Origin of the sequence: Desulfacinum hydrothermale DSM 13146, from assembly GCF_900176285.1 — a bacterium.
In the GTDB taxonomy this organism is placed as follows: domain Bacteria; phylum Desulfobacterota; class Syntrophobacteria; order Syntrophobacterales; family DSM-9756; genus Desulfacinum; species Desulfacinum hydrothermale.
In genome coordinates this window covers 268,894-284,669 of the sequence record NZ_FWXF01000001.1, presented here as the reverse complement: position 1 = coordinate 284,669, position 15,776 = coordinate 268,894, and the positions used below count along the sequence as shown (strand labels likewise).

Annotated in this window: 13 protein-coding genes; 4 read left to right on the top strand and 9 right to left on the bottom strand. The window is 64.2% G+C overall.

The features are described 5' to 3' along the window. Positions 1-67 precede the first annotated feature (67 nt). Positions 68-274, top strand: a complete 207-nt coding sequence (locus tag B9A12_RS17920) for a FeoB-associated Cys-rich membrane protein (protein WP_139796430.1) — start codon at positions 68-70, stop codon at positions 272-274. Here the strand turns inward: B9A12_RS17920 and B9A12_RS01350 are convergent. The 4 genes from B9A12_RS01350 to B9A12_RS01335 form a co-directional block, all read right to left on the bottom strand. Next, positions 192-1,025 (bottom strand): tRNA (adenine-N1)-methyltransferase, encoded by an 834-nt coding sequence (locus B9A12_RS01350; RefSeq protein ID WP_084055744.1) that lies wholly within the window; start codon positions 1,023-1,025, stop codon positions 192-194. The genes B9A12_RS17920 and B9A12_RS01350 overlap by 83 nt on opposite strands. 17 nt (positions 1,026-1,042) lie before the next feature. Next, positions 1,043-1,543 carry a rubrerythrin family protein gene (locus tag B9A12_RS01345; protein ID WP_084055743.1) on the bottom strand — a complete coding sequence of 167 codons (501 nt, stop codon included), beginning with the start codon at positions 1,541-1,543 and terminating at the stop codon, positions 1,043-1,045. Positions 1,544-1,595: 52 nt separating this feature from the next. Further along, a complete protein-coding gene (locus B9A12_RS01340; protein WP_139796429.1) occupies positions 1,596-2,522 on the bottom strand; it encodes a BtaA family protein in 927 nt (308 codons plus the stop codon). A gap of 105 nt (positions 2,523-2,627) precedes the next feature. Further along, the gene (locus B9A12_RS01335) at positions 2,628-2,960 is read right to left on the bottom strand and encodes a hypothetical protein (RefSeq protein ID WP_084055741.1); all 333 of its coding nucleotides are present in this window, start codon (positions 2,958-2,960) and stop codon (positions 2,628-2,630) included. A gap of 359 nt (positions 2,961-3,319) precedes the next feature. On the opposite strand from B9A12_RS01335, the gene B9A12_RS01330 reads away from it, so the two are divergent. Then, positions 3,320-3,613, top strand: a complete 294-nt coding sequence (locus tag B9A12_RS01330; protein WP_084055962.1) for a hypothetical protein — start codon at positions 3,320-3,322, stop codon at positions 3,611-3,613. 21 nt (positions 3,614-3,634) lie between these two features. After that, positions 3,635-4,066 carry a secondary thiamine-phosphate synthase enzyme YjbQ gene (locus B9A12_RS01325; RefSeq protein WP_084055740.1) on the top strand — a complete coding sequence of 144 codons (432 nt, stop codon included), beginning with the start codon at positions 3,635-3,637 and terminating at the stop codon, positions 4,064-4,066. A 178-nt stretch (positions 4,067-4,244) separates the two neighbouring features. On the opposite strand, the gene dnaE is transcribed toward B9A12_RS01325, so the two are convergent. Then, positions 4,245-7,202: a DNA polymerase III subunit alpha gene (dnaE, locus tag B9A12_RS01320; RefSeq protein ID WP_084055739.1), complete on the bottom strand. Its 2,958-nt coding sequence runs from the start codon at positions 7,200-7,202 to the stop codon at positions 4,245-4,247. Positions 7,203-7,310: 108 nt separating this feature from the next. Continuing rightward, complete coding sequence (locus B9A12_RS01315; RefSeq protein WP_084055738.1) at positions 7,311-8,477, bottom strand: DNA polymerase Y family protein; 1,167 nt, start codon at positions 8,475-8,477, stop codon at positions 7,311-7,313. Positions 8,478-8,853: 376 nt separating this feature from the next. Between B9A12_RS01315 and B9A12_RS01310 the strand changes: the two genes are divergently transcribed. Continuing rightward, positions 8,854-10,296, top strand: coding sequence for an FAD-binding oxidoreductase (locus B9A12_RS01310; RefSeq protein WP_084055737.1), 1,443 nt, complete (start codon positions 8,854-8,856; stop codon positions 10,294-10,296). A 310-nt stretch (positions 10,297-10,606) separates the two neighbouring features. Here B9A12_RS01310 and B9A12_RS01305 read toward each other — a convergent pair whose 3' ends face one another. The 3 genes from B9A12_RS01305 to B9A12_RS01295 form a co-directional block, all read right to left on the bottom strand. Further along, a complete protein-coding gene (locus tag B9A12_RS01305) occupies positions 10,607-11,821 on the bottom strand; it encodes a 4Fe-4S dicluster domain-containing protein (RefSeq protein WP_084055736.1) in 1,215 nt (404 codons plus the stop codon). Between the two features lie 104 nt (positions 11,822-11,925). Then, positions 11,926-14,166 (bottom strand): hydrogenase iron-sulfur subunit, encoded by a 2,241-nt coding sequence (locus B9A12_RS01300; protein WP_084055735.1) that lies wholly within the window; start codon positions 14,164-14,166, stop codon positions 11,926-11,928. 4 nt (positions 14,167-14,170) lie between these two features. Then, on the bottom strand, positions 14,171-15,433 hold the full coding sequence (locus tag B9A12_RS01295) for a CoB--CoM heterodisulfide reductase iron-sulfur subunit A family protein (protein ID WP_084055734.1): 1,263 nt from the start codon (positions 15,431-15,433) through the stop codon (positions 14,171-14,173). Positions 15,434-15,776 lie beyond the last annotated feature (343 nt).

Sequence of the window (15,776 nt, the reverse complement as noted above, 5' to 3'; positions counted from 1 at the left end):
CGGGACCGCACGTCTTTGCCAGGAGCTTTCGTTTCCTCGGGAAGGCAAAGAGAGAAAGGATCTATCCATGTGGCAGACCCTTGTGATCGGAATCGCGGTGGTGGCGGGCCTGGTTTACACGGTTCGCCATTTCCTCCGGATCTTCAAAGCCCAGGAGCCCGTGTGCTCAGGCTGTTCGGGCTGCTCGTGCGCTACCTCGGCACGGGCGCTTCAGGATCCCGAATCGCTGGAGGCGTCTCCCCCACCGTGCGGACAATCTTCTTCGCCACGGTGATGAAACCCGTGTGCGCCACCATGCGGTCCTCGGGCCGGGCCCGGCGCTCGTCGATCTTCCAGTTGCGCTTGAGCAGCTCGAAGGTGGTCACATTGGCAAAGCCGTGGGCCTTGAGTTCCCGGCAAACGAGCTGCACCTGGCCCACGTTGGGGCTCCAGCTGATCAACAGGCCTCCGGTGCGCAGCTGCCGGGACGCGGGCCCCACGGCATGCCAGGGTTCCGGCACATCCAGCACCAGCCGATCCACGGTGCAGCGCAGTGGGACGGACTCGATATCGCCCACCACCAGCCGGTGGTTTTTCGGCGGCCGTCCAAGGAACCGTTCGATGTGACGGCGGGCCAACTGAGCGAATTCCGGCCGCTTTTCCACGGAGACCACCGTGCCCGTGGGCCCCACGGCCCGAAGCAGGGCCAGGGTGAGCGCCCCGGAGCCGATGCCGGACTCCAGGACCCGGTCGCCGGGCCGAATGTCGCCGTAGACCACAAAGGCCCCCATGTCCTTGGGATAGATGATCTGGGTCTTCCTTTTGAGCTTGAAGACGTAGTCGGTCAGGGACGGTCGAAAGAGAAAGACCTTGGCCCCTTGGTTGGTCTCCAGGCATTCGCCTTCCTGGCGGCCCACCACGTCGTTCAGATCCACGTTCCCCAGGTGGGACGAAAAGGGGCCTTCGCCCGCCCGCACCAGCCACGTCTTTCCCTTCTGGGACGTGAGGAGCACCAGCTCGCCGGCTTCGAATCGGCTGTCGGTCATGGGTTTGCTATCCTTTCTCAATCTCCAATCCGGATGAAATAGTCCCGGGGCTTGTTGCAGTTGGGGCACATCTGCGGCGCCTCCCCTTCCTCGATCCAGCCGCAATGGCTGCAGACCTGATAGACGGGCATGCGCTCCGCCACCAGGTCCTCCAGGGCGTGCTTGTAGAGCCGGGCGTGGCGCTCCTCCGCATTTCGCGCCGAGCTGAGGAACCAGATGGCCGCTTTGTCCTCCAGGGCCCACGCTTCCTTCAAGAGTTTGGGGTAAGCCACCTGGTTGGCGAAGGTTTCCGTCTCGAAGGCGGCCTTCAGATTGTCCTCCGTGGACCCCACCGATTCCAGCAGCATGGCGTGATTGCGGGCATGGACCCTTTCGGCTTCCGCCACGGCACGAAAGAGGCGGGCGATCTGCGGATAGCCCTCTTCGTCGGCCCGTTGGGCGAAAAGGAGCAGCCGAAAGTGGGCCCGGGCCTCCCCCGTGAAGGCTTCCAGCATGAGCGCCTTTCTTTTCTCTTCCATGCCATGTCTCCTCTGTTGGATGAGCAGTGTGCAGAAAAATCTCCGCTCCCCATCACGCCTCACCCAAGGACTTGCGTGATGCAGGTTTAACCAAAAAAACCAGGGTGTGGCGCCAGACCGCCTTGTCCAACCCCGGCGGGCGGATCGTTACCGGAATGAACTCTGCCTTGTAGCCCATGTGGAGGGGAATGGCCAGATCCTCCATGGCGTGTGAAAAGGCGTGCGTATCCTGGCCCTGAAAGATATAGACGCCCACGGCCCCGGCGGGCTCAAGGGCCCGGTCCACCCGGGTCCAGAAACGCTCCAGAAACCGCCGGAATCCGCCGTCGTCTTCCGCCAGGAGAAAATCCCGGCGGACGTATTCCAGGATATTGGAAAGGTAGATGAGATGAAAGGAGGCGGCGGTCTCTTCCAGGAACCGCTCCACGGGAGCGCACACGATGGAAACGGGGCGTGCGGCCCCGGCCGCCCACGCCCGGTAGGCCGCCTGGGAGGTCAAAGGCGGAAACAGCGCCACGTGGATGCGGTCGGTGGGGCGAAGAAACCGGGTGAGCGGAGTGGATCCTTCCGGGGCGCCGTCAAAGAGCGGATCGAAAAAGGCCCGAGCGGGGCCGGTCAGCAGGGACCGCACCTTTTGGTAGCAAGCCTTGGGATCCCTTCCGGAGCCTTCGATCTGCGCGTCGGCCGGTTCCACCTCTTCCAGGCCGGAAAAGAAGAGGCAAGCGAATTCCTGCCGATGGAGCATTCCATAGGCGGCCCGTTTCAGTTCGGTCAAAAAGCACGCCTTCCGGGACACATCCACCGCCACCACGGCTTCCACGCCCCGGGCGTTCCAAAAGACGGGCCCATCGCCGCTTCCGGCCACGGTGAGCACCCGCTTTCCCGTGAGATCCCGATCGGCCAGGGCGCGCCAGGGATGTTCCGTGGGCACCAGGTAGGGATCCGAATCCCCATGAAAGCTTGTGCCACCTCCCGTCATGGTTCCTTCCCAAAAGCGCCAGGCGCCCACCATCGGATCCGCCCTCTCCCCTCCACGGGCTCCGGGATCACGAAGGACGGATGGCAGATGACGCATCACGGCCCGTCAGATCTTGATCCGAAGCTCTTCCAGCATGCGGTCCGCGTAACCGATGATGTAGTCACGCTGGTCCGGCGTGGCGTAGCCGATGCAAGCGCAGCGCAGGGTGTTGCGACTCCGGATGAGCCATTCGAATCCCACCTGCTTTCGGGTCAGGTTGACCGCAAAGTAGTAGGGCTGGCAGTCGCCGTGTTCCTTCTGGAGGCTGGAATAGAATTCCTGAGGAAGGTCCACGTGGTAGATCCCTTCCATGGCAGCGGTTTCCGTATGGTTGGTGAGGTATTGGCGGATCTGTTCGTAGTCCGATTCCCTCAGCTGATCGATCACGTACTGCTTCATGCACCCCTCCTGCGTGGGTGAGTAGTGAGTGGAGAGTGGGGAGTGGTTTGGATTGCAATCCCTCCCCGTGCATCCCCCGATACGCACGTCCAGTTGCATCCTCCGTGGTCGCGGCCGTTCCGGTCACAAAAACCTTGCCGCCTCCACAAAGCACCGGTTTTAATCTCCATAGACGCTTCAAGCGCCTCCACATGCTCCAGGTCATGCTCCGGGCGCTGTTTTCCAATATCTCCTGCAGGGTTGTCAATCCTCATCCTGTCCTGTTTTCGGATGCGGAAAGAGCCCCACAAGAGGCGCCGGGACGCCCCCGCGTGGGCGCGGCGGGCTCCCTGATAACCCCAAAAAGGAGGAGGATGACCATGAAGGCGGGAATCATTTTTACCGGAACGGGACCCATCCTGGTGCTGACGAGCTACGATTCCTTCACGGATCCCAAGTTTGTGGAGAAAATGTCCACCAAGGGGATCAAAAAGTTCATCTCCAGGGAGCTCCCCACGGAGAAGGTGAAGGAAAAGTACGGGCTCCAGTACTCCATCATCCTGGGTGATCTGAAGCAGACCGACGACTTGCGGGTTCTGGACTACAACGGCCACAACGTCTTCTACAACTTTTCCTTCAAGGAAATGGGCGAACCCATCTATTACGAACCGTGAGGCCAGCGAAACGGAGTGCGCATGAACCGGTGGATCCTCCATGCGGAAACCTTGGAAGTACCCATGAAGCAGGGCGTGGACATTCGAGACATCACGGCACAACTGGGCCAGGCGATCCAGGCGTCCGGGGTCCGGACGGGAACCCTCAACGTGACCGTCGTGGGGTCCACGGGATCGGTCACCACCATCGAGTACGAACCGGGCGTGGTGGAGGACCTGAAGCGGGCCATCGAACGCCTGGCACCGCCGGGCCTGGATTACGAACACGAAAAGGCCTGGCACGATGGAAACGGCCACAGCCACGTGCAGGCGGCCCTGCTGGGGCCGTCCGTGGCGCTGCCGGTTCGCCGAGGCCGCCTGGTGCTGGGCACCTGGCAGCAGGTGGTGCTCATCAACCACGACAACCGAAGCCGCTCCCGCCGGGTGGAAGTCACCGTCATGGGAACCGGATGAGATGCCGGGGGCCGCCGGGCGGCCGGAGCACTATCCCAAAAAGGCTTGCTGGACGGCACTCCACCCACCTTCTGATCGGGCCGACCCGACCCATCGCCCCAGGAAGAACCTTCGGACACTTATCTCCTTTCAGCCCCACATGGTCAGCGCGCCTTTCCAATTTCCACGCTCCACTCACTCAGGCCACGGGCTCCAGGTGGCTGACGGTGACGCTCACCGCCCCGAAAGACGCCTCCACCTTGCCCCTCAGGGCATAGGGGCGCTCCCAGCCCAGGGTCCGACAAAACCGCCCATAGGCCCCGGGAAAGAAGACCGTCTCGTAGATGGCCGTTTCGTCTTCGAAGGAGACGAAGGCCATGGGATCCCCTTCCCGAGTGAGCACCTCCTTTTTCGTGATGGGCCACCCCTTGAGCCACACCGTCTTTCCCACGGACCGTTCCAGGTCCTTGGCCCGTATCCAGGGACGCCTCCGAGCGGCGAAGGCCCTTGCGTGGGTTCGAAGCGGATGCGCGGAAAGGACAAAACCCAGGGCCTCTTCCTGCTGGCGCCACAACGTGGCAACATCCGGCGGCCGTAGCGGCGGAGGGTCGGCCCCGAAAGGTCCCTTGCGCGGCAGGCCCCTTTTCCGCCCGGCCCGGGCCCGGACCCACCACAGGAGCTGGGACCGGTTGAGGTGCCGGGCGTCGGCCAGCGCGTCCAGAGCCCCGCTCTTGGCCAGAACCACGGCATCCGAAGGCGGCAGGCAGACACGCTCCAACAGGTCGTCCAGGCTTTCGTAGGGCCCGTTTCTCTCTCTTTCCTCCAGCAGCCGCTCCAGGCTCTCCCGACGCACCCCTTGAAGTTGCTGCAGGCCCACCCGGATCCATCGGTCCTTTCCCCAGTACTTCCAACGGCTTTCGTTCACATGGGGGGCCAGGATCCGAAGGCCCAGGCGCTGCGCTTCCGAAAGGTACGCCCTGGGGGTGTAATAGCCGCCGCCGTTGGCGACCACCGCCGCCATGAATTCCGCCGGGTAGTGGACCTTGAGCCAGGCGGACTTGAAGCTCACCAGGGCGTAGGAGGCCGAATGGGGCTTGCAGAAGGAATAGCCGGCAAAGGAGGTGAACATGTCCCAGACGGAACGGATGACCTCTTCCGACACGCCCCGGCGCCGGCACCCTTCCTGGAACCGTCGGCGATAATCCTCGATCCGCTCCCGGCTCTTCTTGCTCAGAACCTTGCGCAATCCGTCCGCCTCGGCCCAGTCCCAGCCCGCCAGCACCATGGCCGCCCGCACCACGTCCTCCTGGTAGACCAGGATCCCGTAGGTTTCTTTCAAGAGCTCTTCCAGGTCGCGATGGATCGGTTCGTAGGACGCCCCGTGGAGCCGCTCGATGTAGGCATCGATGTAACGATTGGCCGCCGGCCGGATGATGGAAGAATGAATGACCAGATGCTCGAAATCGCCTCGGCGTGTCTTGCGCTGCAGTTGGCGCATGGCGGGCGATTCCACGTAGAAGACGCCCATGGTATCCCCGCGGGCCAGAAGCGCCTGGGTGGGCGGATCGTCCAGGGGATGGAGGGACGCATAATCCAGACGACGGCCTGTGTTCTCCGCCACCATGTCCAGAGCGTCCCGGATGACCCCCAGGGACCGGTTTCCCAGCAGATCGATCTTCACCAGACCCGCTTCTTCCGCCTGGTCCTTTTCCCACTGGATGATCCGAACCCCCTTGGCGGCCCGCTCCACGGGCACGTAGCGGTCCACCCGGTCGGGTGCCAGCACGATCCCGCCGCAATGGACGGAAAGGTGGCGGGGAATCCCCTCCAGGCGCGCCGCCAGTTCCAAAATCTCCGGCCAGGGAGGATCCAAGCGGAATCCCCGAAAGGCCGGGTGGTGGGCCAGCCGCTCGCCGATCCGGCTGGGACGCGTCCAGCCGCTCAGGCGCCGGGTCACCTCCCGGATTTCTTCCGGCGGCACCCCGTACACCTTGGCCGTTTCCCGAACAGCCGCCCGGGCGCCGAAGCCCACGTGGTTGGACACCATGGCGAACCGGTCCGGCCCGTAACAGCGCTCCACCTCCTCCAGAAGCCCGTCCCGTTCGTCCCAGGGAAAGTCCACGTCGATGTCCGGATGGTCCTTTCGTTGCGGGTTGAGGAACCGTTCGAAGACCAGGCGGTGGCGCAGGGGATCCACGTGGGTGATCCCCAGAAGGTAGCTCACCAGGCTGGCCGCGGCGCTGCCGCGGCCGCAGTGGATGGGGCGCCGTCCCACGATGTCCGCCACCACCAGGAAGTAGTCCACGTAGCCCTTGTCCCGAATGAGGGCCAGCTCGGCCGCCAGACGCCGTTCCAGCTCCGGAAAGGTCCCGGCGTAACGGCGGCGGATGCCGTCCCGGCAGCGGCGCACCAGCAGCTGAAAGTGGTCCGTCTCCCGGCCGTCGTAATGGGGAAAGACGGTGCGAAAGGAAAGCCACCGGGCCCGACAGCTCCGAAGGATCCGTTCTGCATGGGCCAGCGCTTCCGGACAGTGGGGAAACCGACGAAGCCCCGCCTCGGGCCTCTGGATCCAGGCATCGGCCGGGGCCGTCTCCCGGGGATCCAGGGCGCTCAAAACGGTGTTGGTGGCCACGGCCCGCACCAGACGGTGGAGCGCCCAGTCTTGGGGATCGGCGAAATAGACGGGAAAGACGGCCGCGGGCGGCACGCCCAGTTCCCACGCCGCCCGCAAGGTGCGCCGGCCGCTGGGCCCCGGCGTAACGGCGGCGTAACACTCCACCCGGGAAGAAACCTCCTTGAGAAACCTGGGATCGGCACTCAAGGCCACCAGATGCTTTTGAGCCTCCGGCACGGCCGCTTCCAGACGGAGGCTGGGATCCAGGTGAAGCCGGCTCACCAGGCCGCAAAGCATCTCGTAGCCCTTGGGAGAGCGGGCCAGCACCACCGCCTCCCGACCGTCCCGTACCAGGTGCGCCCCCACCACGGGCTCCACCCCGAAGCGGCGGGCGGCCGAAAGAAAACGCACCAGGCCGTACAGGCCGTTTCGGTCCGCACACACCACCACGGCGTGGCCCCGCTGGGCCGCCGCGCGGCAGAGATCTTCCGGGGACCGCACGCCCCAAAGGAACGAATAGATGCTGTGCACCACCCAGATCATCGCCCGCCCTTTTGGGTCCACCCGCTTTGCGTGGCACCAAGGAGACGCAGAAAAAACCTCTTCCGATCGGGACGCCGCCTCGGCGCCCTCTCCCGTGGGGTCAACGGCTCACCCCTCCCCGGCCAGGCCCCAACGCACGGCGCTTCGCCCGAACCGGCTTCGCACGGCGTCCAGGGCGGCCTGAATCCGCCGCTCCCGGGCCAGGTCCACCCGGCGGTCCGAAAAGAGGCAAAGCTGGCCCAACGGCATGCGCAGATCCAACCACTCCACGGCCATCTTTCGCACCGCCACCCGGCGCACCGCCACCTTGCGAAACAGATCCCGGACCACACCGAAGAGCACCCGGTCCAGGATCTGGTTCCAGTCGGGAAGGCGGCGGGTGGCGGTGCGCTCCACCCCGTCGGCATGGCCGACCACGATCCGCACCCTGCCCGGCACGCGGTTTTGGCGTCTCAGGACCCAGCCCGCCTCCTCCACCATGTGGAAGAGAAAGATCTCCAGCCGGCCCCGGTCGATTTCGTCCGCCGGAAGCGCCCTCGCCACCTCCAGCCGGGCCTTCCTTTCCAAGGGCACCACGGGAAGCGGGTCTTCGCCCCGGGCCAGCCGGATCAGACGTTCGGCCCGGCGACCGAAAACGGGAAAGAGGTGCGCCGGGGCCAGTCCGGCCAGTTCTCCCACCCGGCGGACATTGAGCTCACCCAGGATGGAGGCCGTTCCGGGACCGATGCCGGGAAGCGCCGTCACGGGAAGCCCCTCCAGAAAGGCCCTTTCCCCCCCGGGAAAGACCCGACTCACGTCCCCCACGTCCACGCAGGCCGCCGCCGCTTGGCTCACCAGCTTGTTGGGAGCCACCCCGGCCCGGGCCGCCAGCCGGCGGCGCGCCAAGAGCTCATCTTCCAGCCGGCAGGCCGTGTCCGTGGCCGGGCCCCACAGGCGACGCGTTCCCGTGAGATCCACGAAAAAACGGCCCAGGACGGCCCCCTCCACCAGAGGGGAAAAGGCGGCCAGGTCCCGGGCAACCAGGTCATGGGCCCGCTTGTAGAAGGACCGGTCGCACGGCACCACCTGCAGGCCGCGGCACCGGCGCCGGGCCTTGGCCAGGGGCATTCCCTCCCGGATTCCTTCCCGGCGGGCCAGGTGGTTCACCGCCTGCACCACGGACCGCGCCGTCGGGTCCGCCACCGCCAGGGGGCGGTGCGCCCGGGACGGATCCCGCAATGCTTCCAGCACCGCGCAAAAGTCCGGCACCTGGATGTGCAGGATGGTTCGTTCCACCGATGCCTCCCCTCTGAAGCTCCCCTTGCGGGGGCCTTGGTGGAGGGATCATAAGGTGAATAGAAGGTGAAAGTCAAGGGACCCCAAGCCCTCTCCCCCGCGGCGACCGCCGGGCGCTGGCTTGGACTTCCATTCAACCAAGCCTTGAAGACGTCCCACGGGCCGACGTATTCTGTGGTCCGCCAGGCGATGCCCTCCAGGCCGCAGGGTACAGGATCGACGGGGACAGGGTCCGGACCTCCCCCGCTGGCACGGTCCCTTTCGAGCAGGCGGCGTTCCCCCATGATTTCTCAGGCACGCGCCAGGTATCGTTTTTTTCGGAAGAACCCATTTTTTCCCGGAAGCGGTTAGAATAGGGGCGAAAGGCACCCTGAACATGGCATGGAAAGAATCCCGATCTGAAACCCCACTGCCCGTGGAGGAGCTCAGGCGGATCTGCGGGCCGGAACACGTGCTCACGGCCCCGGAAGACCGGCTGGCCTACAGCTTCGACGCCAGCAAGCTGTCCGCTTTGCCCGAAGCCGTGGTCCTTCCCGCCAACGCCCGCCAGATCTCCCAAATCCTTGGGCTCGCCAACCGGTACGGCTTTCCCGTCTATCCACGCGGAGCCGGAAGCGGCATGGTGGGCGGCGCCGTCCCGGACCGGGGCGGCCTGGTGCTGGCCCTCACCCGGCTCAACCGCATCCTGGAACTGGACCCGGACGACATGATCGCCGTGGTGGAACCGGCCGTGGTCACAGGACGCCTCCAGCAGGAAGCGGCCCGCCACGGGCTCCTCTATCCCCCCGATCCGGCCAGCCTTTCCTTTTCCACCCTGGGAGGCAACGTGGCCACCTGCGCCGGCGGGCCCCGGGCCGTGAAATACGGGGTCACCCGCGACTACGTGCTGGGCCTGGAGGCGGTGCTTCCCACCGGAGAGGTCATCACCACGGGGACCCGCACCATGAAGGGCGTGGTGGGCTACGACCTCACCCGCCTGCTGGTGGGATCCGAAGGCACCCTGGGGGTCATCACCCGGGTGGTCCTGCGCCTCGTTCCGGCCCCCGAGACGGTGCGCACCCTGGCAGTCGTCTTTCCGCAAATCGACCAGGCGAGCCGAACCGTGACGGCCGTGCTGCGGGCCCGGATTCTTCCCACCTGCTTGGAGCTGCTGGATCAGGCCACCCTGGAGGCCGTGGAGGCCCACGTGCAGGCGGGGCTCCCGGTGCAGGCGCACGCCTTGCTCATCCTGGAGGTGGACGGCCCGGAGGCCGTGGTGGACGAGCAGGCGCGCCGCATCGAAGACATCTGCCGGCGCATGGGCGCTCAAGACGTGGAAACGGCCCGCGATCCCGCATCCCGGGAGCGGCTGTGGGCCGCCCGCCGCGCCATCTCTCCCGCGCTTCGGCGCATCCGGCCCGGAAAGATCAATGAGGACGTGACGGTCCCCCGATCGCGCATCCCCGATCTCATCCGCTTCAACCGGGAGCTGGCCCGCAGGCACGATCTCATCATCGTCAGCTTCGGTCACGCCGGGGATGGCAACATCCACACCAACATCATGGTGGACCGCTCCGATCGTCACGAGATGGCCCGGGCGCAGCAGGCCGTGGAGGAACTTTTCCGGGAAGTGCTCAGACTGGGTGGGACGATCTCCGGTGAACACGGGATCGGCATCGCCAAAAGCCCCTTCTTCCAGTGGGAGGTGCATCCCGGGGCCCTGGACGCCATGGTGCGGATCAAGCACGCTTTGGATCCCAACAACATCCTGAACCCCGGCAAGATGTTCGTGCCCAACCGGGCCTTCTTGGAAGCGGAAACGGGAAGGGGGAAGCCATGAGGGGTGAGAAAAAAACTGCCGAGACGGCGGCGGCCGTCCCGGCATGTTTCCAAGTCTCCGGTTCTTTTTTCGCTGCTCCCTTGGCAGGGCCCTGAACCTTAGGAGCCTGTCCGAAAACGGCCTTTCAGCCTTTCGGGAGGTTTCTGGTTGAAATTTCAATGTGCGCAGTGGCTCTTTTTGAGCCTTGGTGGGGCGGGTTCGAAGCCCGCCCCTACCGCTTCACGACCAGGCCGGCGGCAAGGGCCCGCCTGGGAGTTCCAACCTTCCGTCCGTACAAGAAGGAGCAGCCTGGACGTTCTCAGACAGGCTCCTAGACCGCTTCGGCCTCGGCCTGTGCCGGAGCCTCCGCCTTCTTCCCTTCCAACTCGGCGTAGTACGTTTCCTTCACGCCCTTGAGGTAGGCCGCCATGGGCCGGTAGGCCAAGTGGGCCCACTTGGCGAACGGCACTTCCAGCACCAGCATGGGCACGGCCACCATGAGGTGGATGATATAGAGGGCGTACAGGGCGAAGGGGATGTTCATGATCCGCAGGATGTGCACAGCGATTCCCGTGATCACCGTGAGTTCCAGAAGGACCAGGAACATCCAGTCGGTGCCGTGGGAATTCTTGTAAGGGGTCTTGCTCCGGCGCGACCGTCCCAGCAGCGCGTAGGTGGCGCCGATGAGCACGGAGATGGTCGCGTAGTAGCCCAGCAGCCGGATGGGATGGAAGAAGGGATAGACCATGTCGCGGCCCGTCGTGGGATCAAAGGGCCGTTGGAAGCGCAGGGGATCCCAGTTGAGGCCGATCACTTCCAGACCGCCGCACAGCAGCACCGCCACCAGGATGAAGGCCGTGGTGTATCCGGTCATGATGAGCAGGTGGATGATCCACTGGGTGCGGTCTTCGCACTTGGCCCAGCGCTTCTGGGTGAGGAAGTGAAGGACCAATTGTTTGGCTTCGGAGGCGTAGATCCGCAGGGGGATCTTGGTGAGCAGATCACCCATGGTGAACTTCATGAAACGCCACACGTTGGACAGGAGGAAGAAGGACAGGATCGCCGCCATGATCAGGTCGGCGATCTCCATGCCGGCGGCCGGCCAGGCCTTCTCCAACGAAGCGTTTTGCCAGTCGAACTCCTGGGCGAAGAGCAGCATGAGCAGGCCCACGAAGAGCCCCACGGCCACCACGGCCATGGTCTCGAACTTTTCCGACGTGTAGAACCGGCGGGAAAATCCCGTCCAGTCGTACTGGCTGGTGAGGTAGCGGCGCATGACCATCATGGTCTCACCCGGGTCGGCACCGCGCGGGCACCGGTCGGAACATTCGCCGCAGTAGTAGCACAGCCACGGCTCGCTGGACTGGAGGATCTTGTCCTTCAGGCCCATCTGGGCGTATTTCACGAGCTTACGGGGAAAGGGCGTGCCCGTTTCCGAAAGGGGGCACACGGCGGTGCAGTTTCCACAGTGGAAGCACTTGCTGGCGTCCTTGAGCCCGAAGTGCTTCAGATCCTTCATCAAGTTCGGATCCACCTTGATACTCATCCTCAGGCCTCCTCGTTCTGGTCAAATCCCAATCGGATGGACCGTTCCATGCTTGGGGTGAAAAGGGGCCGCCCCGGTGGGGGCGGCCGCCGTCTCGCCGGGTTCTAGAAGTCCTTGTAGGGGTTCGGACCCACTTCCTCCAGGGTTTCGGCGAAGTCGTCCAGGAGCTGCGGCAGTTTGTCGTAGTCCGTGATGGCGATGGTCTCGAAGCGCACGCGATCCGATTCCAGCACCAGCCGGTCCAGGGTCTCCTTGATCTTGCCCAGCCGGATGTTGGCCAGCTCGGAGCCCTTGACGAAGTGGCACTGGTAGTCGTCGCCGTACTTGCAGCCCAGGAGGAGCACGCCGTCGATGCCGCTGGAAAGGGCGTCGGCGATGAAGATCAGGTTCATGGACCCCAGGCAGCGCATGGGGATCACCCGCACCCAGGGGTTGTAGTTCATGCGACGCAGCCCGGCCATGTCCAGGGCCGGATAGGCGTCGTTTTCGCACGCCAGCACCAGGATCCGGGGTTTTTCCTCGTCTTCTTCCGGAACCTCCATGTTCTTGATCATGTCGCCGATCATGCCCACGGAGTAGTTCTTGAACGAGATGATCCGCTCCGGACACGCGCCCATGCACACGCCGCAGCGGCGGCACCGGGTGGGCTGGGGCAGCGGATTGCCCTTTTCGTCTTCGTTGATGGCCCCGAAGGGACATTCCTCCGTACAGCGCTTGCATTGGGTGCAGCGTTGCATGAAGAATTCCGGAAAGCTCATGTCGCCGGCGCGCGGATGCACCGCCTTGCCCTGGCTCACCATCTCCACGCACTGGATCGCCTTGAGGGCCGCTCCGGCCCCGTCTTCCAGGGCGGCGGCCACGCCCATGGGCCGACGCACGCAGCCGGCCGCGTAGATGCCGGTCCGCCGTGTTTCGTAAGGGAAACAGATGAAGTGCGAATCCGGAAAGCCGTGCTTCAGGCCCGGAAGTTCCGGGCCCTGGCGGTATTCCAGGTTGAGGATGTCGGAGACCAGGATGGCGTCCTGGGGCACCTCCAACTCCTCTTCTTCCTTCTTCTCTTCGCCTTCCTGCTGCTCCATGCGGGCGCGCACCACCGCGTAGTCTTCGCCGAAGGCGGTCACGGGCACCATGCCGGTGGCCAGCACCACCAGATCCAGGTTCTCCAGCACCACCGTTTCACCCAGCAGCTCGTCCAGGGCCTCCACCGTCACCGCCGAGCCCATGACCTTCACCTCGGGGTCCTGGCAGCGGATAAAGATGACCCCTTCTTCCTGGGCCCGGCGATAGAGATCCTCGGCCTGGCCCGGGGTGCGCATCTCCTTGAAGACGATGAAGACGTTGGCGTCCGGGTTGTTTTGCTTGATGAAGAGGGCCTGCTTCAAGCTGGTGATGCAGCAGGTGGACGAACAGTAGGGAAGCCGCTCCGGATCGCGCTGGCCGGCGCACTGCAAAAAGGCCACGTTCGTCACGTCCTTGCCGTCGCTGGGCCGCTTCAGGCCGCCGCCCTGCGCCATCTCCTCGAACAGGACGTTGGTGATCACGTCGGGCGACTGGCCGAAGCCCAGCTTGGGATCCAGTTGGGCGGGGTCGTAGGGTTTCCAGCCGGCGGCCATGACGATGGCGCCCACCTTGTGTTCCGCCTTGGTCCCGTTCTGGGAGATGGTGACCTGGAAAAGGCCCGGTCCGCCCGCCGTCTTTTCCACCTTGGCGCCGGTGTAGACGGTCACGTTGGCATCCGAGGTCACTTCCTGGATCAGGGCAGCCACGTCGTTGTCCTTGAGATCCTTGTAGGGGAAGGTGGCGATCTTGGCCACCTTCTTCTGGAAGCCGCCCAGTTCCTTTTCCTTTTCCACCAGCACGGCCTTGTAGCCGGCCTTGGACACTTCCTTGGCCGCGGTGAGACCCGCCAGGCCGCCCCCCACGATCAGGATGTCCTTGGAAATCTCCTCTTCCGGCTGGTAGGGCTCCGGCAGATCCATCTTCTTGATCTTGGCCGTGGACATGCGCACGTAGTCCTCGGCCATCATCTGGGTGTCTTCATCGCCGGGCTTCTGGCACCAGACCACCTGTTCACGCAGGTTCACCCGGTCCACGATGCAGCCGTCGAAGCGGAAGACATCGTACATGACCCGGGGGGAACAGGCGGCGATCATGAGCGCATTGACGCCTTCGGCTTCCATGTCCGCCTTGATCAGATCCACCCCTTCCTGGCTGCACAGGCAGGCGTGGGTCTTCACAACCGGCACCTTGCATTCCTTCTGGGCCACTCCGGCCAGCTGATCTATGTCCAGGGCATCTCCGATGCCGCATCCCGTACAGATATAGGTGGCGAGTTTCTTCTCCATTGAGTTACCTCCTCACGACGGATTGGATGGCCTTGAGAGCGGCTGCCGTGCCGTCGGCAACACATTCGGCGACGTTGGCGGGGGTGCGCGTGGTTCCCGCCGCGTAGATCCCCGGCATGGCGTCCATGGACGCCACGAAGCCGTATTCGTCGTAGGGGACCGGGGTGGGAAGCGGCGCCTCGGAGGTCACCGGTTGCATGCCCGTGGCCAGCACCACCAGGTCCACCGGGATCTCGTGGAGCTCCTCGGTCATGGTGTTTTCCACGCGACAGACCAGATTCTTGGTGGCGTCGTCCTGGGTGATCTTGGCCACCTTGCCCTTGAAGAAGATGAGCTTTTCGTCTTCCTTGACCTTGGTGACGAAGTCTTCCAGCCGGTCCGTGGCCCGCACGTCGATGTAGAAAAAGTAGATGGTGGCGTCCGGGTATTGTTCCCGCACGTAGGTGGCCTGCTTGAGCGAAGCCAGGCAGCAGATGCCGGAACAGAAGGGCAAGTGGTTCTCATCGCGGGACCCGGCGCATTGGACGAAGGCCACGGTCTGGGGCGCCTGGCCGTCGGAGGGGCGCAGGATCTTACCCTGGGTGGGGCCGTTCCAGGCCGCCAGCCGTTCCATCTGCACGTTGGTGATCACGTTGGGGTAGGCCCCGCCGCCGTAGTTGTCCAGCTTGGAAATGTCGTAGGGCTTCCAGCCCGTGGCCCACACGATGCTTCCCACCTTCAGGTCCACCGTCTTTTCGGCCATGTCCAGCTCGATGGCGTCGTAGGGGCAGGCCTCTTTCACCTTCTGGGCCTCGGCGCTCTGGACCAGCGCCGGGTCCAGCACGTAGCGCAGCGGGAAGGCCATGTCGTGGGGCAGGTAGGCCGCCTTCACCGTGTCCATGCCGTAGTTGAAGGGGTTTTCGATCTCCAGGGTGCACGCCTCGGCGCATTTGCCGCAAGCCGTACACTTTTCGTTCACATAACGCGGATGGACCTTCACCGCCACGTCGAAGTCCCCCTCCACGCCCCGAATGCTTTCCACCTCCGCCATGGTGAAGACCTTCACCCGGGGATTGTCCTTGATCCGGCGGAAGTTGATCTCCAGACCGCAGTAAGGCGGACACAGCTTGGGGAAGTATTGGTTGAGCTGGGCCACGCGCCCTCCCAGGTAGGGATTCTTCTCCACCAGGAAGACCTCGTAGCCCGCTTCGGCGGCTTCTATCGCGGCACTGAGACCGCTCATTCCGCCTCCGACCACCATGATGCTTTGCGTCACCGTGTTTGCCATGCTCATCCTCCTAAAGAAAACGCCTATGGAAAATGTCCCGAGAACCCTTGCAACCGTGGGCCGAACATGTGGTGGCACCGGGATGCGCCCGTGGGATACGGGCCGCGATGCGTCGGAAACCGGCAGGAAAACCGGGCGAGCATCATGTGCAACTATACACAAACTCCCCCGGGCGCGCAAACAAAAACTTGGTGAGATGGCCAGGTTAGATCCTTCGAAAAAGGAGCTTTTTCGCCTCCCGGCCCTTAATCCCCGGGGGGCCGGCGGGTCATGTTGTGAAAAAAAGAGCTTATCGGGGGACCTTGCCCTTGAAAAATCGGCCGGCCTTCGATAAGAGTAGACC

Coding starts and splice junctions, on each gene's coding strand:
- B9A12_RS17920 (WP_139796430.1), top strand. CDS start 68: ATGTGGCAGACCCTTGTGATCGGAATCGCGGTGGTGGCGGGCCTGGTT.
- B9A12_RS01350 (WP_084055744.1), bottom strand. CDS start 1,025: ATGACCGACAGCCGATTCGAAGCCGGCGAGCTGGTGCTCCTCACGTCC.
- B9A12_RS01345 (WP_084055743.1), bottom strand. CDS start 1,543: ATGGAAGAGAAAAGAAAGGCGCTCATGCTGGAAGCCTTCACGGGGGAG.
- B9A12_RS01340 (WP_139796429.1), bottom strand. CDS start 2,522: ATGACGGGAGGTGGCACAAGCTTTCATGGGGATTCGGATCCCTACCTG.
- B9A12_RS01335 (WP_084055741.1), bottom strand. CDS start 2,960: ATGAAGCAGTACGTGATCGATCAGCTGAGGGAATCGGACTACGAACAG.
- B9A12_RS01330 (WP_084055962.1), top strand. CDS start 3,320: ATGAAGGCGGGAATCATTTTTACCGGAACGGGACCCATCCTGGTGCTG.
- B9A12_RS01325 (WP_084055740.1), top strand. CDS start 3,635: ATGAACCGGTGGATCCTCCATGCGGAAACCTTGGAAGTACCCATGAAG.
- dnaE (WP_084055739.1), bottom strand. CDS start 7,202: ATGATCTGGGTGGTGCACAGCATCTATTCGTTCCTTTGGGGCGTGCGG.
- B9A12_RS01310 (WP_084055737.1), top strand. CDS start 8,854: ATGGCATGGAAAGAATCCCGATCTGAAACCCCACTGCCCGTGGAGGAG.
- B9A12_RS01305 (WP_084055736.1), bottom strand. CDS start 11,821: ATGAGTATCAAGGTGGATCCGAACTTGATGAAGGATCTGAAGCACTTC.
- B9A12_RS01300 (WP_084055735.1), bottom strand. CDS start 14,166: ATGGAGAAGAAACTCGCCACCTATATCTGTACGGGATGCGGCATCGGA.
- B9A12_RS01295 (WP_084055734.1), bottom strand. CDS start 15,433: ATGGCAAACACGGTGACGCAAAGCATCATGGTGGTCGGAGGCGGAATG.